The organism is Sandaracinus amylolyticus (genome assembly GCF_021631985.1).
GTDB classification, from domain to species: domain Bacteria; phylum Myxococcota_A; class Polyangia; order Polyangiales; family Sandaracinaceae; genus Sandaracinus; species Sandaracinus amylolyticus_A.
This window is the reverse complement of sequence record NZ_CP070225.1, coordinates 7,546,466-7,571,254: the sequence shown is the minus strand read 5'-3', so window position 1 is coordinate 7,571,254 and position 24,789 is coordinate 7,546,466. Positions and strand designations below refer to the sequence as shown.

17 protein-coding genes are annotated in these 24,789 nt (G+C 71.5%); 6 read left to right on the top strand and 11 right to left on the bottom strand.

The annotated features are described in order from the left end of the window. Nucleotides 1-11 precede the first annotated feature (11 nt). A complete protein-coding gene (locus I5071_RS31985; protein ID WP_236517056.1) occupies nt 12-4,187 on the bottom strand; it encodes a vWA domain-containing protein in 4,176 nt (1,391 codons plus the stop codon). 560 nt (nt 4,188-4,747) lie between these two features. Here I5071_RS31985 and I5071_RS31980 point away from each other — a divergent pair. From I5071_RS31980 to I5071_RS31970, 3 genes are all read left to right on the top strand, one after another. Then, a complete protein-coding gene (locus tag I5071_RS31980) occupies nt 4,748-5,194 on the top strand; it encodes an OsmC family peroxiredoxin (RefSeq protein ID WP_236517055.1) in 447 nt (148 codons plus the stop codon). Nucleotides 5,195-5,366: 172 nt separating this feature from the next. Further along, nucleotides 5,367-11,042 (top strand): AAA family ATPase, encoded by a 5,676-nt coding sequence (locus tag I5071_RS31975; RefSeq protein WP_236517054.1) that lies wholly within the window; start codon nt 5,367-5,369, stop codon nt 11,040-11,042. 69 nt (nt 11,043-11,111) lie between these two features. Beyond that, a complete protein-coding gene (locus I5071_RS31970; protein ID WP_236517053.1) occupies nt 11,112-12,653 on the top strand; it encodes a GMC family oxidoreductase in 1,542 nt (513 codons plus the stop codon). Nucleotides 12,654-12,660: 7 nt separating this feature from the next. Here I5071_RS31970 and I5071_RS31965 read toward each other — a convergent pair whose 3' ends face one another. Next, nucleotides 12,661-13,311 carry an acyltransferase gene (locus I5071_RS31965; protein ID WP_236517052.1) on the bottom strand — a complete coding sequence of 217 codons (651 nt, stop codon included), beginning with the start codon at nt 13,309-13,311 and terminating at the stop codon, nt 12,661-12,663. 78 nt (nt 13,312-13,389) lie between these two features. On the opposite strand from I5071_RS31965, the gene I5071_RS31960 reads away from it, so the two are divergent. Continuing rightward, a complete protein-coding gene (locus tag I5071_RS31960) occupies nt 13,390-13,821 on the top strand; it encodes a GlcG/HbpS family heme-binding protein (RefSeq protein ID WP_236517051.1) in 432 nt (143 codons plus the stop codon). A gap of 58 nt (nt 13,822-13,879) precedes the next feature. Then, the gene (locus I5071_RS31955) at nt 13,880-14,260 is read left to right on the top strand and encodes a hypothetical protein (RefSeq protein WP_236517050.1); all 381 of its coding nucleotides are present in this window, start codon (nt 13,880-13,882) and stop codon (nt 14,258-14,260) included. On the opposite strand, the gene I5071_RS31950 is transcribed toward I5071_RS31955, so the two are convergent. The 5 genes from I5071_RS31950 to I5071_RS31930 form a co-directional block, all read right to left on the bottom strand. After that, a complete protein-coding gene (locus tag I5071_RS31950; RefSeq protein WP_236517049.1) occupies nt 14,261-14,458 on the bottom strand; it encodes a hypothetical protein in 198 nt (65 codons plus the stop codon). Between the two features lie 97 nt (nt 14,459-14,555). Continuing rightward, on the bottom strand, nt 14,556-15,386 hold the full coding sequence (locus tag I5071_RS31945) for an MBL fold metallo-hydrolase (RefSeq protein ID WP_236517048.1): 831 nt from the start codon (nt 15,384-15,386) through the stop codon (nt 14,556-14,558). 50 nt (nt 15,387-15,436) lie between these two features. Beyond that, nucleotides 15,437-16,762, bottom strand: a complete 1,326-nt coding sequence (locus I5071_RS31940) for a ferritin-like domain-containing protein (protein WP_236517047.1) — start codon at nt 16,760-16,762, stop codon at nt 15,437-15,439. A 110-nt stretch (nt 16,763-16,872) separates the two neighbouring features. Further along, nucleotides 16,873-17,385, bottom strand: a complete 513-nt coding sequence (locus I5071_RS31935; protein WP_236517046.1) for a hypothetical protein — start codon at nt 17,383-17,385, stop codon at nt 16,873-16,875. A 15-nt stretch (nt 17,386-17,400) separates the two neighbouring features. Continuing rightward, on the bottom strand, nt 17,401-18,027 hold the full coding sequence (locus tag I5071_RS31930; RefSeq protein ID WP_236517045.1) for a hypothetical protein: 627 nt from the start codon (nt 18,025-18,027) through the stop codon (nt 17,401-17,403). 298 nt (nt 18,028-18,325) lie between these two features. Here I5071_RS31930 and I5071_RS31925 point away from each other — a divergent pair, with 298 nt between their 5' ends. Continuing rightward, nucleotides 18,326-19,981 (top strand): S1 family peptidase, encoded by a 1,656-nt coding sequence (locus I5071_RS31925; protein ID WP_236517044.1) that lies wholly within the window; start codon nt 18,326-18,328, stop codon nt 19,979-19,981. Between the two features lie 46 nt (nt 19,982-20,027). Here the strand turns inward: I5071_RS31925 and I5071_RS31920 are convergent, their stop codons facing one another. The 4 genes from I5071_RS31920 to I5071_RS31905 all read right to left on the bottom strand — a co-directional run bounded on the left by I5071_RS31920 (nt 20,028) and on the right by I5071_RS31905 (nt 24,789). Beyond that, on the bottom strand, nt 20,028-20,294 hold the full coding sequence (locus tag I5071_RS31920; RefSeq protein WP_236517043.1) for a PepSY domain-containing protein: 267 nt from the start codon (nt 20,292-20,294) through the stop codon (nt 20,028-20,030). Between the two features lie 79 nt (nt 20,295-20,373). Continuing rightward, entirely contained in the window at nt 20,374-21,582 is a 1,209-nt protein-coding gene (locus I5071_RS31915) for a VWA-like domain-containing protein (RefSeq protein WP_236517042.1), read from the bottom strand. Beyond that, nucleotides 21,579-22,916: an AAA family ATPase gene (locus I5071_RS31910; protein WP_236517041.1), complete on the bottom strand. Its 1,338-nt coding sequence runs from the start codon at nt 22,914-22,916 to the stop codon at nt 21,579-21,581. The genes I5071_RS31915 and I5071_RS31910 overlap by 4 nt, the downstream gene beginning before the upstream one ends. A gap of 43 nt (nt 22,917-22,959) precedes the next feature. Further along, on the bottom strand, nt 22,960-24,789 hold the full coding sequence (locus I5071_RS31905; protein WP_236517040.1) for an IgGFc-binding protein: 1,830 nt from the start codon (nt 24,787-24,789) through the stop codon (nt 22,960-22,962).

Sequence of the window (24,789 nt, the reverse complement as noted above, 5' to 3'; positions counted from 1 at the left end):
GCGCAGCCCCTTCATCGCGCACCTCGACGACGACGCGCGACGATCGCGATCCCCAGCGCGGCGAGCACGCTCCACGCGAGCCCACCGGGCGCGCGCTGCTCGTGCACCGCGCAGATGCAGCCGCCACCGCCCGCGGCGAGCACGCGCGTGCGCCCGTCGCCGCTGCCTCCGTCGCCCGCGTCGGGCGATCCGTTTCCGCCGTCCATCGGTCCGATCACACCAGCGTCGGTGCCCGGCCTGGGCTCGAGCGCGCACTCGCCGTCCACGCAGATCTCTCCGTCGGGGCAGTGCAGTCGCTCGCAGGGATCGGCGACGCAGTCACCGCTCGTCGGGTCGCACTCGTCGCTGCCGCGACAAGTGACTCCCTCGCACGCGTCGGGCACGCACCCGCCGGTCTCGGGGTCGCAGACCTCGTCTCCGCACTCGATCTCTTCGCACTGGTCGGGCACGCAGGCGCCGTGTACGCAGTGATCGCCGGCATCGCACTCGACGTGCGCACAGCTCGTCTCGCACGTTCCGTCGCGACACGCCTGATCGGCGGCGCACTCCGCGCTCAGGCAGGGATCGGGCACGCACTCGTCGCTCTCGCGATCGCAGACCTCGCCCTCGTCGCAGGGCAGCACGACGCACGAGTCCTCGACGCAGGTGCCGGTCCGGTCGTCGCAGACGAGCGGGAGCTCGCAGCTCGAGAGCGCGCACAGGTTCGTGCACGCGTTCGCGCGGCACACGCAGGGCGCGACGGTCGGATCGTCGGGCGCGCACAGCACGTCACCCGCGCCGTCGCGGATCGTCTCCGCGCCGCACGTCGTGTCGTTGCAGCGCTCGGCCACGCAGAAGCAGGTCTCGCCGCTCACCTGCGGGAAGCGACCGCTCGGACAGCGGAACCCGAACTCGCTCTCCACGCAGGGCAGGGCGCACTGACAGTCGGTGCACGTGCTGCCCGCGGGGCAGAGGCTGCCGCCGGCCGGCGGGTCATCCGTCGAGCCGTTGCAGTCGTTGTCCAGGCAGTCGCAGACCTCGGGACTGCCGGGCATCTCGCCCACGCAGATCTCCTCGCCGTCGACGCACTCCATCCGACCGGCCATGCACACACCTTCGTCGGTGCCGCACGCCGGGCCGATGCCCAGGCCCTCGTCGATGCTTCCGTTGCAGTCGTCGTCGAGCAGGTTGCAGATCTCGGCGACGGGACCGATCTCGCCCTCGCACTGCAGCGCTCCGTCGCGGCAGATGTTGACGCCGGGCGAGCACTCGCCGACGTCGGAGCCGCAGGGCGCGCCGACCGGGATTCCCTCGTCCTCGACTCCGTCGCAGTCGTCGTCGAGGCCGTTGCAGACTTCCGCGGTCGGGCCCCGACCGCCGTCGCACACCAGCGCGCCCGACACGCAGTGCGTCGTGCCCGGATTGCACTCGCCGGTGTCGACGCCGCACGCCGCGCCGCCTTCGGGATCATCCTCGTCGACGTGCGTGTCGCAGTCGTTGTCGCGACCGTCGCAGATCTCGCCCGTGCCCGTCGTCTCGCCGACGCACACCAGCGTGCCCCCCGTGCAGGCGAGCGCGCCGAAATCGCACTCTCCGACGTCGCTCGCGCCGCAGCGCGCACCGCCGCCGGGATTGCCCTCGTCGACGAGACCATCGCAGTCGTCGTCGCGCGTGTTGCAGGTCTCCGCGGCTCCGGTGGTCCCGCCGGAGCAGGTCAGCACGCCGCCGACACACGCGCTGGTGCCGGGCGTGCACTCGCCGACGTCGGTGCCGCAGCTCGCGCCGCCGCCGGGATTGCCCTCGTCGGTGCGAGTGTCGCAGTCGTCGTCGAGCCCGTTGCAGAGCTCGTCCGCGGGGCCGCGATCACCGACGCAGGTGAACGTGCCGCCGACGCACTGCAGCGCGCCGGTGTCGCACTCGCCGACCGCCGATCCGCACGAGCCCGAGCTCGGGATCGACTCGTCGGTCGCACCGTCGCAGTCGTCGTCCTCACCATCGCAGGTCTCGCCCATCGGCGTGACACCGCCGGTGCAGGTCAGCGTGCCGGCGCTGCAGGTGAGCGTGCCGGGGCGACACTCACCGAGCGTCGATCCGCAGCTCGCGCCGCCGCCCGGATTGCCCTCGTCGGTGCGACCATCGCAGTCGTCGTCGAGCGCATTGCACACCTCGGTCGTCGCGCCGCGCGCGCCGATGCACTGGAACGATCCTCCGGTGCACGCGAGCACGCCGGGATCGCACTCGCCGGTCGACTCGCCACACGCGCCCATCGTCGGGATCGACTCGTCGGTCGCACCGTCGCAGTCGTCGTCCTGACCGTCGCAGGTCTCCGCCGCGGGCCCGATGTTGCCGGTGCAGGTCAGCACACCCGCGGTGCACGCGAGCGTGCCGGTGCTGCACTCGCCGGTGTCGATGCCGCAGCTCGCGCCGCCGCCGGGATTGTTCTCGTCGGTGCTGCTGTCGCAGTCGTCGTCGCGGCCGTTGCAGACCTCGCTCGTCGGTCCGCGCGAGCCCACGCAGCTGTAGGTGCCCGAGACGCAGCTCAGCACGCCGGGGCCGCACTCACCGACGTTCGATCCGCAGCTGCCCGCGGTGGGCACGCCCTCGTCGGTCGCCCCGTCGCAGTCGTCGTCTTCTCCGTCGCAGATCTCCGAAGTCGGTCCGGTGGATCCCGAGCACGTGAGCGCGCCGCCGGTGCACACGAGCGTTCCGGGGCCGCACTCACCGACGCTCGATCCGCAGCTCGCGCCGCCGCCGGGATTGCTCTCGTCGGTCGATCCGTCGCAGTCGTCGTCGAGCCCGTTGCAGACCTCGGCGGTCGATCCGATCGCGCCGACGCACGCGTACGCGCCGGAGACACAGCGCATCACCCCGGGATCGCACTCACCGGTCGACGTGCCGCACGCGCCCATCGAGGGCACGCCCTCGTCGATCGATCCGTCGCAGTCGTCGTCCTGTCCGTCGCAGGTCTCGGCGCCGGGCTGCACGCCGCCGGTGCACGTCAGCGATCCGCCGACGCAGCCGAGCGTGCCGGGCCTGCACTCGCCGATGCTCGATCCACACGTGCTGCCGCCGCCGGGATTGCCCTCGTCGGTGCGGGTGTCGCAGTCGTCGTCGATCGCGTTGCAGGTCTCGAGCGAGGGCCCGATCGCGCCCACGCACGAGCCCCAGGTGCCGGTGGTGCAGAGCTCGGTGCCGGCCTGGCAGGCTCCGACGTCGGTGCCGCAGGCGCGCGAGATGCCGTCGATCACGCCGTTGCAGTCGTCGTCCTGGTTGTCGCAGGTCTCCGGGGTGCCGCGCACGTCGTTGCACGCGCCCCACACGCCCGCGGCGCACGTCTGCGTGCCCGCGGTGCACTCGCCGACGTCGGTGCCGCAGGCGCGCGAGATGCCCTCGTCGATGCGGGTGTCGCAGTCGTTGTCGACGTTGTCGCAGATCTCGGCGCTCGGGATGCACCCGCCGCAGACCCCTTCGTCGATGACCATGTCGCAGTCGTCGTCGACGAGGTTGCACACCTCGGTCGGGACCGCGCCGCACACGCCGCACGCGTTCAGCCGGCCTTCGTCGACCACACCATTGCAGTTGTCGTCGACTCCGTTGCAGAGGCTCTCGCCGGGATCGACACACAGATTGGCGATCGGCTGGGTCGGTCGATTGCAATAGAGGGGGAATCCCTCGTCGACCCGAGTGTCGCAGTCGTCGTCGCTGCCATTGCAGGTCTCGAAGCGAATCGAGCTCTCGATGATCTGCGAGAACGCGAGCGCGAGGCTGGTCTCGTCGGTGGCGTAGAAGCCGCGCCGCGTCCCGGGCGCATCGGTGCCGCCCGCGGTCGCGATGCCCTCGATGTCGGCGTTGCCGGGAGAGACACCGAAGCCGATCACGTAGGTGCGGATGTCGTAGGTGCGCCCGTCGACGGTCGTCGAGCGCAGCGCGGTCGCGGCGGACACGGCGTTGCCTTCGCACGTCTCTTCACCGTCGGTGAGCAGGATGACGTTGATGGGGCGACAGGTGCCCGGGGCATCGCCGATCAGCGGGCTCGTGCCACCGGCGTAGTAGGCGCGGGCGCGGCGGAGCGCACCGCCGAGCGGAGTGCCGCCCTGGGCGACGAGCTCGGGGTTCTCGCCGACCGCCGTCTCGTCGCAGGTGGAGCACGAGAAGTCGACCCACTCGAGGATCGCAGACTGGTTGTCGGCCGCGATCGGGACGAGCACTTCGCCACTTGCCGATGATGACCCGCACTCGGCAGTACAAAAGCAGCCGCAGGTCCCACCGTTGCAGCCACCACAGCTATCGCCACTGCAGTACTGCGTGAAGCGCTCGAGACCGAACGTCACTTCGCCATAGCCGTTGATGACGCGCTGGAGGACGCATTTCGCGTCGTTCATCCGGCGTCGCGGGCGGCCGCACGAGTTGTTGCCCCCACCCGTCGACTCGTCCATCGAGCCCGAAGTATCGAAGATCACCAGGAAATACGGGGTGATCGACGACTGTGCCGAGGCTGGCGACGGGTCGCTCGCGACGAGCACGCCAGTCACCAGGCACAAGGGCACCCAGAGCGAAGCGTGGCGCATCGCGTTCTTCTCCCTCAGAGCGCGGAAGCTACACCCGCGTCTGTCTGCGGCACCAGAGGGGATCGCCCGTTGTGATCGCTTTCGATCGTGTTCGAGTCGCAGCGTGATTATCGAGGACGTATATCGGCATTCACCGATGGAGCGCGACCGCGAGGGTCGGATACGCTGCGCGCTCGGCTGACACGAAAGGAGCGCTGGTCATGGCGGTGAAGAGAGTCGCGAACGTGCGCTGGACGGGGGACCTCGCGAAGGGAAGCGGTCTCGTCACCGCGGCCACGAGCGGAGCGTTCCGGGATCAACCCGTGAGCTGGCCGGCGCGCAGCGGCGAGGCGGGTGGCAAGACGAGCCCGGAGGAGCTGATCGCGGCGGCGCACGCGAGCTGCTTCGCGATGGCGCTCTCCGCGCAGCTCGCGAAGAACGGCACGCCGGGCACGAGCCTCGACGTCAGTGCGACCGTGACGTTCGACAAGGTCGGCGACGGGTTCGCGATCGTGTCGAGCGACCTCGAGGTGAGCGGGAACGTGAGCGGGATCGACGGCGCGAAGTTCGAGGAGCTCGCGACGGCGGCGAAGGGCGGCTGCCCGGTGTCGCAGGCGCTCAAGAACAACGTGCGGATCGGACTGATCGCGAAGCTCGGGTCGGCCTGAGCGAGGGGCGCGCGGCTGCCCCACTGCTGGCTCGCGTGCGCGGCACGAGGTCTCACGACGTCGCGCGGCGGCTCGCGCCGATGCATCACGCCCCTCACCGGGCGCTCCCCGGTCGCCAGCCGCGCCGCGGCATGTTTCTCGCTGCGTACCGCGCGCGGGAGCAGACGGGAGGATGACCGGCCGCGAGTACTCGATCATCGAGACGCTCTCCGAGGCGAGCGAGGCGACGCTGCTCCGCGCGGTGCGCAGCGCCGATGGCCGCGCGGTGCTGCTCAAGGTCCCCTCGGGTGAGCGTCCCGGTGAGATCGAGCGCCTCCGGAACGAGCACGCGCTCCGGGCCGTGCTGCAGGGCTTGCCCGCCGTCGAGCCCCTCGCGCTCCGGACCTACGGCGGACGGCTCGCGCTCGAGGCGGCGGACTTCGGCGGCAGGACGCTCGAGGAGCTGGCGCGCGGGCCGATGGAGCTCGGCCGCTTCCTCGAGATCGCGGTGCGCGTTGCCGCGTCGCTCGCCGCGATCCACGGGCGCGGCCTGGTCCACAAGGACGTCAAGCCCGCGAACGTCCTGGTCGAGCCCAGCACTTGCGAGGTCCGGCTGACCGGGTTCGGGATCGCGTCGCGCGTGGGCCGAGAGGCGATGACCGCGCGCCCCGCGCGCCTCATCGAGGGCTCGCTGCCGTACGTCTCTCCCGAGCAGACCGGGCGGATGAACCGAGCGCTCGACAGCCGCTCCGATCTCTACTCGCTCGGGGTCATGTTCTTCCAGCTGCTCACGGCCCACCTCCCGTTCGAGGCTGGCGATGCGGTGGGCTGGGTGCATGCCCACGTCGCGCGGAGGCCGCCCTCACCCGACGAGCTGCGCCCCTCGGTGCCGCGCGCGCTCGCCGAGATCGTCCTCAAGCTGCTCGCGAAGTCCCCCGACGAGCGCTACCAGAGCGCGTCCGGGCTCGAGCACGATCTGAGGCGCTGCCTCGAGCAGTGGCAGCGAGACGGAAGGATCGTCCCGTTCCCGCTCGGCGAGCGCGACCTCTCGGAGCGATTCCTGATCCCTCAGAGGCTCTACGGGCGCGAGCGCGAGACCCGCGCGCTCCGAGACACGCTCGACTCCGTCGCGTCGACCGGCGAGCCCGAGCTCGTGGTGGTCACCGGGTACTCCGGCATCGGGAAGTCGGCGGTCGTCCACGAGCTGCATCGCTGGCTCGTCGCGCGCCGCGGGCTCTTCGTGTCGGGGAAGTTCGAGCGACTGCGGCGCGAAGTGCCGTACTCCACGATCGTCCAGGGGTTCCGCGAGCTCGTCCTCGACATCCTTGCCGAGAGCCCGGAGCGGGTGTCGGAGTGGCGCGACCGACTCCTCGCCGCGCTCGGCGCGAATGCGGCGCTGGTCGTGGATCTGATCCCGCAGCTCGGGCTGATCCTCGGCCCGCAGCCGCAGGTCCCGCCGCTCGGTGCGCGCGAGTCGGAGATGCGGCTGCAGGCCGTGATGGGGCAGTTCTTCGGCGCGTTCACGCGCCGCGAGCAGCCGCTGACCGTGTTCCTCGACGACCTCCAGTGGGCCGACGACGCGAGCCTGCGGCTCGTCGGTCACCTGATGACGAGCCCCGAGACTCACGATCTGCTGCTCGTCGTCGCCTATCGCGACAACGAGGTCGACTCGCACCATCCGCTCGTCGCGACGCTCGAGCAGGTGCGCGCGAGCACGACGCCGGTGCGGAGCATCGTGCTCGCGCCGCTCGGCGCCGAGCACGTCACGGAGCTGGTCGCCGACACGCTGCACTGCTCGAGGGCGGAGGCGGCGCCGCTCGCGCGATTGGTGCGCTCGAAGACCGGCGGAAATCCGTTCTTCACGATCCAGTTCCTCACCGCGCTGCATCGCGAGGGCGCGGTCGCGTTCGATCCTGGGTCGCGACGCTGGCGCTGGGACGTGTCGCAGATCGCGGCGAAGGAGCACTCCGACAACGTCGTCGAGCTGATGGTGGGGAAGCTGCGCAAGCTCCCCGGAGAGACTCAGGACGTGCTCCGGGTGGCGGCGTGCATGGGAGTCTCGGAGCGGGCGAGCACGCTCGCCGTGGTCGTCGAACGCGACCCCGAGGTCGCCCTGCTCCCTGCGCTCGAGGAGGACCTCCTCCTGCGCTTCGATCACACGTATCGCTTCCCTCACGATCGTGTCCAGGAGGCCGCCTATTCGTTGGTGCCCGAGGCCGAGCGTCCCGCGCTGCACCTGCGGATCGGGCGCTTGTTGCTCGCGCGCACGCCGCCCGACGCGCTCGACGCGAGGCTCTTCGACATCGTCGGTCAGCTGGGCCGGGGCGCCGCGCTGATCTCGTCGCCCGAGGAGCGAGCGCGGGTCGCCGAGCTCCACCTCGCCGCGGGCGCTCGCGCCAAGTGCTCGGCGGCCTTCGCCTCCGCGCTCGAGTACTTCGCGCGCGGCGTCGCGCTGCTGCCCGAGCGCGCCTGGGAGGATCGCTACGAGCTCACCTTCGCGCTCGAGCTGGGGCGAGCACACTGCGAGTATCTGACCGGAGCGCTGGAGTCTTCGGTCGAGCACCTCGCGGCGCTCGCGGCGCGGGCGCGCGGCCCCACCGACCTCGCGGCCGTGGCGTGCATCCAGATCGTCGCCTACACGCAGCAGGATCGGATCGACAACGCCGTCGACGCCGGGCTCGCATGCCTGCGGGAGTTCGGGATCGACTGGAGCCCTCACCCCGGGCCCGAGCTCGCGAGAGAGGAGGTCGCCGCCGTCCGGCGGGCCCTCGGCGCGCGCGAGGTCGAGGCGCTGCTCGATCTGCCGCCGATGACCGACCCGACCCTGCGTGCGCTCATCGACGTGCTGATGATGCTCCACTCGCCCGCGCTCTTCAGCGACGACGACCTCAATTGCCTGCTCATCGGGCGGACGGTGAACCTCAGCCTCGCGCACGGCAACTCCGACGCTTCGTGCTTCGCCTACGTCTGGGTGGGCATGCTCTTCGGCGCGAAGTTCGACGAGCACGAGCTCGGGTTCCGATTCGGTCGCGTCGGGCTCGACCTCGTCGACGAGCACGGCCTGCTGCGGTTCAAGGCGCGCGTGTACATGTGCTTCGGCGCGCTGGTGAACCCCTGGACGCGGCACGTGCGGACGGGGGTCGACACCGTGCGCCGGGCGTTCGAGTTCGGGGTGGAGAGCGGTGACATCGCGTTCGCGTCCTACGCCTGCAACAACCTGATCACGCTCCTGCTCGTCGAGGGTGCACCGCTCGCCGAGGTCCAGCGCGAGATCGATCGAGCGCTCGAGTTCGTGCGGAAGGCGCGCTTCGGTCTGGTGATCGACATCGTCACCACGCAGGCCCAGCTCGTGCGCTCGCTGCGCGGCCTCACCCGCGCGCTGGCCACTCTCGACGACGCGCACTTCACCGAGGCTGCGTTCGAGCAACACGTCGAGGGCGACCCGCGCCTGGCGATCGTCGCATGCTGGTACTGGATCCGGAAGACGCAGGTCCGCTTCCACGCGGGCGAGCACGCCGAGGCCGTCGCCGCCGCCGAGCGCGCCGAGCCGCTGCTCTGGACGTCGCCCTCGTTCCTCGAGCTCGCCGAGCACCACTTCTTCGCGGCGCTCGCGCGGGCCGCGATGCACGACGCCGCGCCCGACGCCGAGCGGCCGCGCCTCCGTGCCGCGCTCGAGGCCCACGACGCGCGCCTGCGGCGATGGGCGGAGAGCTGTCCCGAGAACTTCCGGCACCGCGCCGCGCTCGTGGCCGCCGAGCGCGCGCGGATCGACGGCGATCCCGAGCGCGCGGCCCGCTGCTACGAAGAGGCGATCCTCGCCGCGCGCGCCGGCGCGTTCGTGCATCACGAGGCGATCGCGTGCGAGGTCGCGTCGGGCTTCTATCGCGCGAGGGGGTTCAAGCTCGTCGCCGACGCGTACGTCCGCGAGGCGCGCGCGAGCTACGCGCGCTGGGGCGCCGACGCGAAGGTGCGGCAGCTCGATCGCGCGCATCCGCAGCTCGCCCAGCGAACGGCGCCGGGGCCGACGGCGACCTTGGCGGTGAGCGCGGAGCAGCTCGATCTGCTCTCCGTCATCAAGGCCTCCCAGACCATCTCCGGCGCGATCGTGCGCGAAGCGCTCTTCGAGACGCTGCTGCGGGTCGTGCTCGAGGAGGGCGGCGCGCGGCGCGCGCGGCTCGCGCTCTTGCGCGGCGGCGTGCTCGACGCGCCGCACGAGATCGCGTTGGAGGAGCTGCCCGCGCCGACCGGCGAGTCACCGGCGTTCGCCCAGATGGTGGAGCGCTACGTCGCGCGCACTCACGAGCGCGTGCTGCTCGACGACGCCGCGCGGGACCCCGGGCGCTTCGCCGGGGCCGCGACGGTCGCGGCGTCGCGCCCGCGCTCGGTGCTCTGCCTCCCGGTCCGCCGCCAGTCCGACGTGGTCGCGGTGCTCTACCTCGAGAACGACATCGTGGCGGGCGCGTTCACGCCGGAGCGCGTGGCGGTCCTCGAGCTGCTCGCCGCGCAGGCCGCGATCTCGCTCGAGAACGCGCTCCTACTCGAGCGAGAGCACGCCGGGCGCGTGGCAGCCGAGGCCGCGAGCCGCCGCGCGACGCTGCTCGGCGAGGCCACCGCGCTGGTGTCGTCGAGCCTCGACACCGACCGCACGCTCGAGTCGCTCGCGCGCCTCTGCACCCGATCGCTCTGCGACTGGGCGGTGATCGATCTGGTGGAGTCGGGGCGGGTCGTGCGGAGAGCGGGCGCGCACCGCGACCCTTCGCTCCACGCAACGATCCGCGAGCTCTGCGAGCGCTATCCGGCGCGGATCGGCACCCCGACCCCGGTCACCGCGGTGCTGCAGGGCGGCGCCTCGATCCACGTTCCCGAGCTGGCCGACGAGCAGATCCGAGCGTTCTGCGTCGACGAGCACCACGTCGATCTCGTTCGTGCGCTCGGCGCCGGCAGCTCGCTCATCGTCCCGCTGACGGTGCGCGAGCAGCCGCTCGGCGCGCTCACGCTGGGCTCCCGCGCTCCGCGGCGCTTCGCCCCCGAGGACGTCGAGCTCGCCGAGGAGCTGGGGCGCCGCGTGGCGCTCGCGATGGACAACGCGCGACTGCTCCGCGAGACCCAGCACGCGCTCCGCCAGCGCGAGGAGTTCCTCACCGTCGCCTCTCACGAGCTCCGCACTCCGCTGACCTCGCTGAAGCTCGCGGTCGACGCGCTGAGCCGCGTCGCGCGCGGTGACGCGAGGGCGCTCTCGGGCTTCGCGCTCGAGCGACCGCTCGAGCTCATCGCGCGCCAGTCGCGCAAGCTCCAGCGTCTGATCGACGAGCTGCTCGACGTCGCGCGCATCGATCAGTCGGGGCTCCCGCTCCAGCGGAGCGCGGTGGTCCTCGGCGACCTGGCGCGCGAGGTGGTCCAGCAGATGGAGATCGAGCTCCGGAGCAAGGGATCCCCGGTCACCATCGAGAGCCCGGCGCGCGTCGTCGGCTCGTGGGACGCGCTCCGCGTCGAGCAGGTGCTCACGAACCTCGTCTCCAACGCGGTGAAGTTCGGTGAGGGCCGCCCGATCGAGATCCGGATCCGGCAGGTCGGCGACACGGCCGAGCTGATCGTGGAGGACCACGGGATCGGCATCGACCCCGCGCGCCTCCCCTACGTGTTCAATCGGTTCGAGCGCGCGGTCCCCTGGGCGCACTACGGCGGTCTGGGGATCGGGCTCTACATCGCGCGCTCGATCGTGATCGCCCACGGCGGGACGATCCGCGCGGAGAGTCGGCTCGGCGTCGGCACGAAGCTCGTCGTCGAGCTGCCGTGCCGGCCCCCGCCGAGCGCGGGCGTCGAAGGCAGCGCCGCTCGCCCGCTCTCGCGCGCCGAGGGTGCGCGCTGACGCCGCACCATGTCGGCTCACCGAGCGGGGTGGAGCTCGGCGTGGCCTGAGCTACAACGCGCGCGCTCGATGCGGCGCCCGACGCTCCACGCGGACACCATCGTCGTCGGTGCCGGCTCGGCGGGCTGCGTGATCGCATCGCGCGTCAGCGAGCGCAGCGATCACGACGTGCTGCTCCTCGAGGCCGGGCCCGACTACCCGAGCGCGCGCCCCGACGACCTGCGCGACGGCACGCGCAACAGCTACCAGCGGCACGACTGGGGGTTCCGCCACCGCCCGAGCGATCGCAGCCTCGCGCCGGTGCCGATGCCGCGCGGTCGTGTCGTCGGAGGCTCGTCGGCGGTGAACACCTGCATCGCGCTGCGCGGCGTGCCCGCCGACTACGACGAGTGGGCCGATCGTGGCCTCCGCGCGTGGTCGTGGTCGCGCTGTCTGCCCGCGTTCCGGCGGCTCGAGCGCGACCTCGACTTCGGCGCGCGCGACCCCGAGATCCATGGCGATCGCGGCCCGCTCCCGATCCGTCGCGCCCGCGAGGACGAGCTCGTGCCGTGGCAGCGCGCCTATCGCGATGCGTGCCTGTCGATGGGCTTTGCGCCGGTCGAGGATCACAACCGACCGGGCGCGCTGGGCGTGGGCGCCCACGCGATGAACGTGATCGACGGAGTCAGGCAGGACGCCGCGTCGTGCTGGCTCGGGCCCGAGGTGCGCGCGCGCCGCAACCTGACGATCCGCGATCACACGCTGGTGCATCGCGTGCTGATCGAAGGCTCGCGGGTGTGCGGGGTCGAGGTCGAGCGACACGGTGTCGTGCACACGCTCTCGGCGCGCCGCGTGGTGCTCTCCGCGGGCGCGCTCGCGACGCCGGGGATCCTGCTGCGCTCGGGCGTCGGTCCGCGCGAGGAGCTCGCGAGGCTCGGCGTGCGCCGGGTGCGCGACGTGCCCGCGGTGGGCGCGCAGCTGCTCGATCATCCGGGCACTGCGGTCTTCTGCTGGCCGCGCGCGCCGATGCGCTCGGACGTGCACGGACCGCTGATCCAGGTCGCGCTGCGGCTGCGCTCGAAGCACTCGCGCTTCGACGGCGACCTGCAGCTGCAGGCGGGATCGTTCTGGTTCTTCCCGATCGGGCGGGGCGTCGCGCTGCCCGGCGTCGGCGTGATGATGCACGTCGGAAAGCCGGTGGGGACGGGCTCGCTGCGCCATCCGAGCGCCGATCCGCGCGACGCCCCGATCGTCTCGTCGCGCTTCTTCGCCGATGCGCGCGATCGCGAGGTCGCGATCGAAGGGCTGATGCTCGCGCGAGAGCTCTGCGAGACCGCGCCGCTGCGTGGGGCGCATCGCTTCGTGTGGCCGCGCGAGCAGACGCTGCGCGATCGCGCCCGGCTCGACGCGATGCTCCCGACCCACTGCGACTCCGGCTACCACCCGTGCGGAACGGTCCCGATGGGCGAGGCGGTCGACGAGCACGGGCGCGTCGATGGCATCGAGGGGCTGCACGTCGCCGACGCGTCGATCATGCCGACGGTCCCGACTGCCAACATCCACCTCGCGGTGTTGATGATCGGAGAGCGATTCGGCGCGTGGCTGAGAGACGGATTCGACTCCGACGCTTGATTCTCTCTCAGCGATCGACGGACACCCACTCTCCGCGGCGCTCGTCCCAGCGCTTCACCACCCGCGCCGGCGCGCCGACCGCCACGCACAGCGGCGGGATGTCGGTGTTCACCACGCTCCCCGCGCCGATGATCGACCGCGCGCCGATGGTCACGCCGCGGAGGATGCAGGCGCGCTCTCCCACGAACACCTGCTCGCCGATGTCGATCGGCGCCGCGATGACGCGGGTGTTCCGATAGTCGGTCGGGTCACGCAGGTCGTGCTCGTGGTCGATGATCAGCACGTGCGCCGCGAGCCCCGAGCCGGCACGCAGGATCACGCTCGCCGCGGCCCCGATGTGCACGAACTCCGAGATCATGCAGTGATCGCCGATCTGCAGGACCGGACGCTGCGCGTCGGGCGCGACGACCTCGAGGCGCGCGAACCGGCGGACCGTGACCTCGCGTCCGATCGACATCGCCTCGGGCCGGTGGAGCGCGACGTGTCGCTCGAGCGACGAGTCGTGACCGAAGAAGTGGAACCGGCGACGCTGGACGTGCCAGCGCGCACGTCGTGCGACGCGTCCGGCGACCTCTCGCGGATCGAATCGCGACGGCGGCGGCGTCCCCGTGTCGAGCACCACTGCGGGGCGGGCCCGCGGTACGGCGATGGCGTTCATGCCGTCCGATTTCGCCGCGCACACGCATTGCTCAAGCGCCCCGGGCGCGGGTCTCCGGACGCGCTACCCTCGCGCGCGATGCGATCGATTGCGACGCTGGATCTGCTGGACGCGACGGTGGCGGTCGACGCCGTGCGCGATGCCCTCGTCCTCGCGGGGAAGTCCGCGGTGATCGCGGTGGCCGACGCGCACGGCGATCTCGTGCTCCTCGCGCGGCTCGACGGCGCGCCCGCGACGTCGGTGGCGATCGCGACGAACAAGGCGTGGACCGCCGCGACCCAGGGCGGCACGACGCGCGCGATCGGTGCGCGGCTGCGCAACCCCGACGAAGCGTTCGACATCGCGTACTACGGCGATCGGCGCGCGTGTGGGTGGGGCGGCGGCGTGGCAGTGGTGGATCGCCAGGGTGTGGTGATCGGCGCGGTCGCCGTGAGCGGGCTGCCGGAGCTCGAGGACGAGCGGCTCGCGATGATCGGCAAGGACGCGATCGAGTCGCGACTCCCGCGTTAGCCAGCCGCGATCGCCCGCGATCCTCGACACCGACCGGCGCGAGCCTCACGGATCGCTCGTGCTCACGCGCTACTCGATCGTGCGAGGCGCGCGCTCGTCGTCGCTGCCGCGCGGGATCCGACAGGACACGCGCAAGCACACGTCGCACGTGCTGCGGCCCACGAAGGAGATCGTCGACGAGGTGTTCGGCAGCGCTCGCGACGAGGCCGCGTGGGAGACCTACGCGGCGCGGTACCGCGCGCTGCTCGAAGAGCGCTTCGCCGCGAACCGCAAGCCCTTCGATCGGCTCGCCTCGTTCGCGCGGTGGCACGACGTCTATCTCGGCTGCAGCTGCCCTTCGACGAAGAACCCCGACGTGATGCGCTGCCACACCATCGTCGCGCTGCGCTTCATGAAGGAGCGTTATCCCGATCTCGACGTGCGACTGCCCGCGACCTGATCACGTCTCTCGACCGAGCTTGCGACGGGCGACTCGCACCGCGCGCGCCAGCGTGACCACGCACGGATCGCACGAGCTGCCGCAGCACGTCGTGACGTCGGGCGGCGCATCGAGGTGTGCCCGCACCATCTCGCGCTGGGTCTCGCGCATGCCGGTCGCGCGCAGCCCCTCCGTGATCGCACCGTCGACGTCTTCCACGGCCGCGAGGCTCGCACGTGTGCGGGCGCGAGCAAGCGCTCGTGTCGCGCCGTGCCTCGCGCGAGCGTCGTGCTGCGGCGTCGCGCGTCGGTCGCGCTCACGCGTGGAGCGGCTCCGGAGCCGGCGGCGGAGCGGGCGCGAGCAGTCGTGCGAACGCCGGCTGATCGGGCCCGACGAAGGGCGGCACCGAGCGCGCCGCGCGCACGTTGTCGAGCAGCGTGTCGAGGATGCCGAACGCCGGCGGCAGGTGCGTGCTCAGCACGCGCTCGGGCGCGAGCGCGCGCACCGACGAAAGCGTTCGCTCGAACGGGGGCGTCTCGAGCGCGCCGAGCCACGGCGAGTCGATCGTCGCCCACGTCACCTCGCCGTCGCGCAGCGCGTTGCTGCCGAGCTCGTTCGCGCTCTCCACCGGCTTCGAGAGCACCGCGCCGAAGCTGTCCGACGAGAACAGCGTGCGCGTGCTCGGGTCGAAGAACGCGGTCGTCTCCGGCGCATCGTAGGTCGGCGGCCGCAGCGCGAGCAGCTTGCGATCGCCGACGTCGAGGCTCTGTCCGGGGTTCAGCAAGAACACGCGCTCGGGCGCGATCGGCCCGTAGAGCCCGAGCTTGCCGAGCCCGAGGAACGTGGTGACGAGCCGTGCGCTCGGCGCCTCCGCGAGCACGTCGCGCAGCGCGCCGATGTGATCGGGATCGGCGTGGGTGAGCCAGATCCACCGCAGATCGCGAGGATCGATCGCGGTGCGCACCGCATCGAGGTACGCGGCCGAGCCCGCGACGTACCCGGTGTCCACGAGCACCGGCTCCTTCGCGCGCAGCACGAACGCGTTGATCGGCAAGAGCCCGAGGCCGGGCACCGGATAGAACGACGAGAGGATGTCGACGTCCGCGCCGATCGCGCGCGGCGTGATCTTCTGAATCGGCTCGAGCACGCAAGACCTCCGTTCCCGTGATCGGCGGAGGCGTCGCGCAACAACCGCGCCTATCCGATCGAGCGCGCGATGCGCTCGACGATCTCGGTCGCGACGCGCGCGCTCGGCAGGCCCGCAGCGCGCGCGAGCTCGGGATCGGGATCGATCGCGACCTCGGCGCGGAGCGCGACGAGCGCACGCGCGCGAGCACGATCCACCTCGGCACGCGCCGCGTCGTCGAGGCGAGGCTCGAGCCACGCCGCGAGCTGCCACGAGAGATCGGCGTGGCGCAGCTCGTCCTCCGCGATCACGCGCATCGCGTCGCGGAGCGCCGGGTCCTGCGCGCAGGTCGCTTGGTGCAGCCCGACGATCGCCCCGAACGTCTCGCGCACGCAGCCCTCGACCGCGTTCTCGAGCGCGATCGCGAGCGCATCGCGCAGCGGCCGTGACGGAACGACCGGCGCCTCCACGCGGGCACCGCGTGCACGAGCGAGCGCGCCCATCACCTCGGCGTGCCGGACCTCGTCGGCGCGCGCCTCGCGCACCGCACGCAGCAGCGCCTCGGGCGCTCCGAGCGCGAGGAGCTCGCGCTCCATCACCTCGAACGCGATCACCGCGCTCGCCTCGAGCCGCGCGATCTCCGCGAGGTAGCGGCCCACCGCGCTCGGGCCTCGAACGCCGCGTGCCGGCTCGAGCCCTTCGGGGCGACGTCCCGCGCACGCGCCGTCCATGCGCTCGACCTCCTCGCTCGCGATCTCCTCGATCTCACCCGCGCTGCTCACGAAGAGCACGAAGCGACGGGTCACGATCGGGTTGCAGTCGCGCACCGTCTTCCGCGCGATGACCTCGAAGCCGCCCTCGACCTCGCGCACCGCGGATCGCGACACCGACCCGCACTCCACCGTGAAGCCCTCGCTCCACACCATCATCAGCGCCTCGTCCGGTGTGTCGATCGTGCCGAGCAGCTCCGCGAATCGCGCGCGCCCGGTCCACGCCTCGACGCGATCTCCGTCCGTCGAGACCACGTGGTGCGCCCCTTCGCTGGTCGGGATCGTCGCCGCGTCGAACGCCTCGGTGCAGGTCGTGGCGTCGGTCGCGTCGCCGCACCGCGTGCCCGTCTCGTCGACCACGGTCACGACGGTGAGGACCTGGGTGTTGGCCACGAGCGCGAGGTGCGTACGCGGCGCGGGCAGGTCGAGCGCGTCGAGCGGCTGCCACGCGTGGCTCTCGGTGCACGAGGGCGACTCGACGAAATCGGGATGCGAGAAATGCGAGTCCGCGCAGCCCGCACCGAGCGTCGCCGCGATCGACGCGCCCGCGATCACCCGCAGCATCCGAACGACGGGGGCGCGTTGCGCGGCGATCAGATCGATCAGCGAGGGCGATGAGCGGCTCATGCGCGCGCCGATCTGCACGCGACGCGCCATCAGGAATTGCCCGATTTCAGCGGAAATCACGCGGTCGCGCGCTGGCACTACTCGGCACGCGACCGCGCACGCCCGCTCGATCAGGCCGCGCGCACCCAGTCGCGCAGCTGCGGCATCACCTGGCCATCCCAGGTCTCCGAGGTGCGCAGCTGGATGAACTGCCCGAGCAGGTCGTCGAGGATCGTCTCGAGCGTCTCGACGAGCTCCATGCGCTCGTAGAACTTCTCGTCGTTCTCTTCCTTGAGCAGCGCCGGGATCTGCACGCTCGCGATGCTCAGCGTGTCCGCGTTGAGCAGGAATCCCCAGGTCTGCGTGCCGCGCGCGATGCGCAGCTTCGCCTTGATCGGCAGCTTGCCCTGGCGGAGCGCTTCCTTCGCCTCGGGGCTCGCGCTCGGCATCGCCGACTTGAGCTTGCTCTCGCTCTTCTCGTCCTCGGCGCCGACGAGCGTCAGCTGCGCCTCGAGCCACACCTCGCACGCTTCGCCGTTCGAGAGCGTGAGCACGCCCTCCTTGGCCTCGCTCTCGTGCCAGAGCCACACCAGGAATTCGCGCCCGAGGAAACGAGCGCGCTCGATGCGATCGACGTAGTCCACGACTCCGCTCCTTCCTCAGACGTTGGCAGTGCTCGCGAGCGTGAACGGCTCGAGCAGCGGCAGCTTCTCCATGAGGCGCTCCGCGAGCCCACGCTTCTCCGCCGCGACGTACGCGCCGTCGGGCACCAGCTCGAGCTCGAAGCTCTTCTCGAAGAGCTCGATCATCGTCTCGTGCTGCTTCGGCGAATTCGCGAAGAAGCGCACGACTCCCTCGCCTATCCCCCACGAGAGGTCGACCACGTTCATCGCGGGCACGACCTTGTGGCGCAGCTTCGCCATCACCAGCGCCTCGAGGTTCTTCTTCTGGGTGCGAGAGAGCTTCTCGCAGCCGTGCTCCGCGCAATAAGCACGCTCCGCCTCGCGGAACGACGCCTTGAAGAGCGATCCCGGGATGCGCCAGGTGTCGGTGCGCAGACCGAGATTGAGATAGTCGTTGAAGAACACCTTCTCGTAGCTGAGGTCGAGATCGAACGGATGCTCGACCGAGCACCAGCCGGTCCGCGAGTCGACCTCTTCCGAGGGATCGAGATCGCGGAACGCGCGAAGGCGGATGGACTCGACGAACCGGTCGCGGAAATCGGCCGGGAGCTCGCCGCGGACGTGGAACTTGGTGAAGCTGATCGAACCTCGGAACGCGCCCAAGAGGACCTCCGTCGAGCGTCGATAACACCCGCTCCGAGACGGGGTCCAGAATCCGGACGCGCTGGGTTCGCGCATACAGAGTTCCGCCCGGATTCCAACGACATCGCCGCGAAAATCGGGTTGGAACCGCGCACTCCTCGGAGCGTCTCAGCGGGCGGTCGGATCGAGCGCGGCGCGCGTGCGCGTCGCGGAGGCAGCGGTGCGACCGACGGCCGCGGTGCGCGGCCAGGGGGACGACGACATGGAATCTCGTCAGCGCAGGACATGGTCTCTCGGTGGGCTCGTGATCGCGACTTCGATGCTAGGTGCGTGCGCGCCGGACGCGATCGAGCCCGAGGCGAGCGCGGCCGAGAGCGCGCTCATCGGCGGTGAGCCCGCGGACGTCGGGGAATTCCCGAGCACCGTCGTGGTCGCCTACGAGTATCCGTTCCCCGATGGAACGACGATGCGATTCCCGCTGTGCACCGCGGCGAAGGTGGGCCCGCGACACCTGCTGATCGCTGCGCACTGCATGCTCTCGGCCGACGAATTCTCGAGCACGATCGGCCTCAGCTGGGTGGTGCAGCCCGGCGCGCGCATCCTGATCACGAACCAGCCCGAGGTGGACTTCGCGACCACCGAGCTGACGCCGGTCACGATCGCCGAAGCCCACGTCTTCCCGGAGTTCCTCGCCGCGTGCGAGCAAGATCCCCTGACCTGCAATCGAGTCGGCGGCGTCTCCGACGGAATGCCCGACGTCGGCGTGATCGTCGTCGAGGAAGACCTCGTCGGGATCCCCACTGCGCGCGTCGATCTCCGCCCGGTGCTCGTCGGCGAGCCGCTGGCGATCCAGGGCTACGGCTGCCGCGACTCGGTGGACACCCACGAGAGCTACGCGCAGGTCGAGCTCAAGCACGCGCGCACCTTCGCGATGCCTGCCGACGGCGCGGCCTATCGCGACGTGTTCCGCAATCTCACGCCGGCGCAGTATCGCGAGCAGATCGCGCCGAGCATCGTGATGACGCCGGGCCCGGTCGTCGCCGAGGACCAGGGCGGTCTGTGCCCCGGTGACTCGGGCGGTCCGCTCTACCGCCGTCAGGGCCGCAACGACGTCGTGGTGGGCGTCAATGCGAGCTACGGATTCATCATCGACGAGACCGGTCAGGACATCGTCCCGATTCCGCTCACCAACTGGCACACTCGACTCGACGCGCTGTCGCGATATCGAGTGTCGAATTGGCTCCTCGAGCACGGCGCGCAAGTGACGTTCTCGCCGATCCTCGGCCTGTATCTCGATCTCGCGCAGTGCGCCGACGGATTCGAGCCGCGCTACGTCGGGCTCGGTGGGCTCTATTGCGTCGAGCCGCAGTCGGGTCGCGTCGATGCGCGGATGATCACGCTCGACATGCTCGCCGGGTGCTGGGAGCGCGCCGCCGCGGCGGGCGAGGACGGACAGCGCTGCTACGAGCCGCTCTGGGACGAGGCCGAGTACCTCGAGCTGCGCGGCGACGGATTCTGCGCGATCGGCGCGACGTTCGACGTGCGTCTCGGCGCGTGCGTCAACGGGCTCTTCACCGGCGCCGGCGTGTCCGACGACGTGCGCGCGGCGTGCGCGGAGCTCGGCGCGCCGTGCGAGAGCCCCGACGAGCTGATGACGACCATCCACCGCGCGCTCACGACCGCGCCGGTGCACCCGATCGTCGAGTGCGTGCGCCGCCAGCGCGACGGCTCGTACGTCGCGTCGTTCGGCTACGAGAGCGAGGCGCGCCGTCCGGTGCACGTCGTGCCGGGCGCGGACAACACCTTCGGCGCGACCGCGGATCGCGGTCAGGTCGCGGACTTCCTCCCGGGGCGCGTGGGCAATGCGTTCTCGGTGCGCTTCGGCGCGAACGAGAGCGCGTCGTGGACGCTGACGAGCCCGGACGGGGCGGTCGAGTCCGTCACCGCGACGTCGAGCTCGCCGCGCTGCCGTTGAGGCGCATCGGCGCGGCGCGTCCTCCGGGGCGCGCCGCGCGCCCGCGTCAATCGGGGTGACGGCGGAGGACGCGGCCGTCCTCGCTGATGTCGAGCTCGTAGCGCCGGCCGTTCTCGATCAGCTCGACCTCGTAGATCGTCGTTCCGCCCTCGCGATCACGCTCGATCTCGCCGACCTGCGCCTGCCCGACCTCGCGGTCGAGCGTGCGGCGCACCGCCTCGGGCAGCTGCTCCCGAGGAACGTCCTGCGCGATCGCGAGCGGCGCGATGACGAGCGCCGCACCGAGGGCGGCGGAGTGGATCCAGAGCTTCATCGGTACCTCCTCGGGCGGCTCGACCAGCAAGGCCGAGTCCGTCGAGCCCGGCTTCGTGCACGACGTGGGGCGGTGATCCTCACGCCCGGCGGGTCAGCCGCGCGCGCATGCCCCACGGGCACGCGAAATCGCCGGGTTTCGTGAGCATCCAGAGCACCGGCACGTGGGGCTCGCGCTCGGGGTGCGGGCCCTGGCCGTCGGTGAAGTACACGACTCCGTCGGCGCCGTGCTTGCGCAAGAAGCTCGGCTCGAGCGCAGGGCGCAGATCGGTCCCGCCGCGTCCCTTCACGCGATCGATCGCGCCACGGAACGGATAGACGCGCGCGACCTCGACGTCGCACTCCGCGACGACGATGCGCGCGAGCTCGCTCATCGGTCGCAGCTGTCGCGCGATCTCCGCGAGCTCGCCCTCGCTCATGCTCATGCTGGTGTCGATCGCGACGAGGATCGTCGGTCGCAGCGCGGGGCGCAGGCGATGGGTGCGTCCGGGCACCACGCCGATGCGCGTCGGGAACCGGCGGCTGGGGCGCGACCACGTCGGGAGCGGGGCGCGCGCGTGGGCGACGAAGTTGCGCAGCGCATCGCGCCAGTCGACGTAGATCTCGGGCGTGTCGCTGGTGCCTGCGAGCTCGAGCAGCAGCTCGTCCGGCGTGCGTCCCGCGATCCGCCGCGCCTTCTCGGGCGCGCGCTCCGCGTCCTCGTGACCGGCGTCACGCGCCTTCGTGATCACGGCGCGCGTCTCGCCCACGCCTCCGGCGGGCGGCGCGTCGCGGTCGCGCCAGTCGTGATCGTCGACGAGCTTCGTGCCGGGCTTGGGCGCGATCACCGCGCCCTCCGCGCGGGCCTTGCACAGTCGGTCGTAACGCTCGAGCGTGCTCTGTCCCGCGCGCAGCCCGAAGCGCTCGAAGTGCTGCCACACGACGGGATCGGGCAGCGGCTCGTCGATGTGCTCGTTCGCGCTCGTCTCCTGCGCGATCTGCATGAGATCGCGCTGCTCGTGCACGAAGTACTTCGGGTGCGCGAGGTGCCCGAGCACGACGTGATGCACCTCGTGGAGCAGGATCCCGCGCAGGAACTGCGGCGCGCGCAGCAGCGCGTCGACGTTCACGTGCAGGTAATAGCGACCCCCGTGCCCCGGCACGCCGTGGAGCGACACGCCCATCGCGGGCACGCTCGGATCGATCACCGGCTCGAGGCTCGCGATCACGTGCGCGTAGTAGGGATAACGCGCGAGGAACCCGGTCTCGCGCACGAACCCTTCGAGCCAGCCGCGCAGATCGGTGGTCACGTCGGGCGGATCGGCGTGACGCCGATCTTCTGCAGCGCCTCGGCGAGCGGAAGGCCCCAGCGCTCACCGACCTGCAGCAGGAAATGACCGAGCGAGAGCCGCTGCGCGTTCGAGCGGCGCAGCTCCGCACCGACCTCGGGCGCGAGCACCTTCGCGCGCACCGCGGTGACGAGCAGCGCGATGCGGTGGTGCTTCGCGGGCGAGGCCTTCCACTCCTCGACCCGCGCGCGCGCCGGGCTCGCCTGGTAGTTCGTGAGCACGTCCTCGGGGCGCACGTCGAGCAGCACGCACGCAGTGGGATTGCCGCCGAGCGCGTCCTGCACCGCTTCGCGCTGATCGCCGGGAAGATCCGCGAGCAGCGCCTCGAGCGCGCCGAGCGTGAGCGTCTTGTTCGCGGCGAGCACGCCCGCTTCGGGCCCACCGAGCACGACCTTGAGCCGCGCGACGAGCTCGTCGAGACGATCGGTCTCGCCGCGCTCCTTCCATCCGCGCAGCGTGTCCGCGTGCGCGCTCTTCGGGCCGTACTCGCGCAGCATCGTGTGCACGTCGAGCTCGATCGCCCGCGCCGAGAGCGATCCACTGGAGAGCAGCGCGTCGACCCACACCGGCGGCAGGTATCCCGCGAGCACGTCACGCACCAGCGCGACGTCGGCGAGCTCGTGGGGCCGCATCGTCTTGAGCACGTCGGACGCATAGGTCCACGAGCGCGGCGGCACGTCGACGAACACACGCTCGTGGGTGCGCGCCACCGCCATCACCGCGGGATGCACGCCGTTCGCGTCGGCCCACGCGAGCCACGACGCACGATCGGCGCGGACCGGCACGTGGAGGAAGCGCGCGCGCAGCGCCTGATCGAGCGGCGTGACGTGGTAGTCGCCGGTCTCGGGATTGATCGCGGCGAAGCACGCCCATCCCTCGGGCAGCACGTACTCGTGGAGCGCACGCGCGGTGAGCAGCTGCAGCGCGGGCTGCTGGATGTAGCGCTCCGCGCGGTTGAGCTCCTCGAGCATCAGGATCCCCGCGCCCTCGCGGGGCAGGAAGCGCGGCAGCGCGTAGCGGGTGATGCCCTCCTCGATCACCGGCAGGCCGACGAGATCGGGCGGCTCGAGCAGCGAGAGATCGAGCACGCGATGCGCGATGCCGAGCGAGCGCGCGACCTGCGCGACGAGCTCCGACTTGCCGATCCCGGTGGGCCCTTCGAGCAGCACCGGGCGGCGCGCCCGATACGCGACCTCGAGGATCGACGCGACGCGCGGACCGAGCGGCAGCGCCGAAGGGCCCGACGCGTCGACGGGAGCGAGCTTGGGATCACGGGCACGCGAGCGCTGCTGCATCGAGCCACAGCGTATAAGGCCCGCGCGCCGGCTCGTCGATCGATCAGAACGGGATGACCCGCAGGTCGAGCCCCGCGGGATACGCGTACGACGTGTACTCGCCGAGCCCGTACGCGACGAGCCCGAACGTCGAGCCCGCGCTCGCGCGGTGCGCGCCGCCCGAGACCGGCACGATCGCGAGCTCGCGATCGCCCACCCGCGTCCACGTCGCCGCGATCGCCGCGCCGTCGAGCATGATCTCCGCGCCCGGCTCGCGCGACACCAGCACCCACGACTGACCGTGCACCGTCGGCGCGTACGAGGTCGGCGTCACGAACACGTAGGAGTCGCGGAACTGCTGCTGCGGCACCAGGATCGTGAGCCCGGGATCGCCGCGCTCGAGCGGCGGCGTGCGCACTTGCTGCCCGAGCAGGAGCTGTCCGATCTGCACCGGACGGCTCGAGACGATCGAGACCGCCTCCGAGAGCAGGAAGTCGACGTGCTCGCCGGCATCGAGCACCAGCGACTCGTCGATCCCGCGCTGCGGCGGATCGATCGCCAGCGTCGTCCCGTCGTGCCCCGCGACGACGCGCACCAGGTTCTCGACGTCGGTCGTGGGATCGCGCAGCGGCATCGTCTCGAAGCGCGAGCCCCAGGTGTCGAGCGGCGCGAGCGTGGTCTCGAGGTGATCACACGCCCGGGTGTCGAACGGCACGTACGCACACACGTGCGCGCCGAACGCTTCGATCGGTCGATCGCTCACGATGCGCGTGCCCGTGAGATCGTGCGCGGCCTCGTAGCAGACGCCGGTGTCGGAGTGCTCGGGTCGCTCCTCGCTGCAGAGGGGCGGCACCGCGGGCGTGATCGTCGCGACCTCGCCGCGCGCGAGCGTGAATCGGATCGTCGTCCCCGCGCTGGTCGCGGGCCAGCGCCCGCCTTCGTCGGCTGCGACGTCGACGCGCGGCGTGAGCTCGACGTTCGCGGGCTCGGGCGTGGTCCCGACCAGCGCGAGATAACCCGGCCACGCATCGGCGGTGCTCGAGATCGGCGGGTACGAGAGCCCGACGTACTCGGTGCCCAGCGCGTGCACCGGAAGGAGCAGCGACGCGTCGTTGCTGTACGAGTGCTCGACGCCCGCGACGTAGTGGAACGGATTGAACTGCGCGACGATCACCGGGCGCGTCGAGACGATCCGATACGCGCCGTCGGGCACGACGTCGCTCTGCCACGGCGTCCCGTCGAACGGGAACGAGAGCTCCTGGATCCACGGCAGCGCGATGTCGGCGAACCCACCCGGCACGATCGACTCGCGCGCGACGATCCGCGTCCCGCGATAGATCGTGACCTGCGCGGGGCGCGGCTCGGGGTTCGTCACCACGACGCGGAAGTCGAACCCGTGCTGCTCGAGATCGGGCCAGTTCGGCAGCGGCGTCGCGAAGTACTCGCAGCCCACGTACGAACGACGCGCCTCGGCGGCCGCGCACGCGTCGTCGCACCAGCCGCCGGTGCCGCACGCGACGCCCCAGTCCGCGCAGTCGCGACCGAAGGTCCAGCCGGTGCCCTCGTCGTCGCACGCCATCGACACCGTGCCGTCGCAGCGCCGGGATCCCGGCACGCACGTCACGCAGCCGCGCTCGGCGTCGCACGCCTCGGGGCACGTCGTCTCGTCGACGCGCGAGGCACCGTCCTCGCCGCAGCGATAGTGCGTGTCGCCCGCGCACGCGACGACGCCGGGCCGACACGAGAACCCCGCGTCGAACGGCGCGTCGGGGAGCTGCGCGTCGCGCGACGCATCGCTCTCTCCGGCATCGCGATCGGTGAGCGCGGGATCGTCGCGCAGCGTGCACGCAGAGAGCGCCACGAGCGCGACGATCACGACGACGAGACGACCCAC

Excerpts from the sequence above, each read along its gene's own strand:
- I5071_RS31910 (WP_236517041.1), bottom strand. The coding sequence starts at position 22,916 with ATGCAGCAGCGCTCGCGTGCCCGTGATCCCAAGCTCGCTCCCGTCGAC.
- I5071_RS31925 (WP_236517044.1), top strand. The coding sequence starts at position 18,326 with ATGCTAGGTGCGTGCGCGCCGGACGCGATCGAGCCCGAGGCGAGCGCG.
- I5071_RS31960 (WP_236517051.1), top strand. The coding sequence starts at position 13,390 with ATGCGATCGATTGCGACGCTGGATCTGCTGGACGCGACGGTGGCGGTC.
- I5071_RS31940 (WP_236517047.1), bottom strand. The coding sequence starts at position 16,762 with ATGAGCCGCTCATCGCCCTCGCTGATCGATCTGATCGCCGCGCAACGC.
- I5071_RS31980 (WP_236517055.1), top strand. The coding sequence starts at position 4,748 with ATGGCGGTGAAGAGAGTCGCGAACGTGCGCTGGACGGGGGACCTCGCG.
- I5071_RS31970 (WP_236517053.1), top strand. The coding sequence starts at position 11,112 with ATGCGGCGCCCGACGCTCCACGCGGACACCATCGTCGTCGGTGCCGGC.
- I5071_RS31965 (WP_236517052.1), bottom strand. The coding sequence starts at position 13,311 with ATGAACGCCATCGCCGTACCGCGGGCCCGCCCCGCAGTGGTGCTCGAC.
- I5071_RS31920 (WP_236517043.1), bottom strand. The coding sequence starts at position 20,294 with ATGAAGCTCTGGATCCACTCCGCCGCCCTCGGTGCGGCGCTCGTCATC.
- I5071_RS31975 (WP_236517054.1), top strand. The coding sequence starts at position 5,367 with ATGACCGGCCGCGAGTACTCGATCATCGAGACGCTCTCCGAGGCGAGC.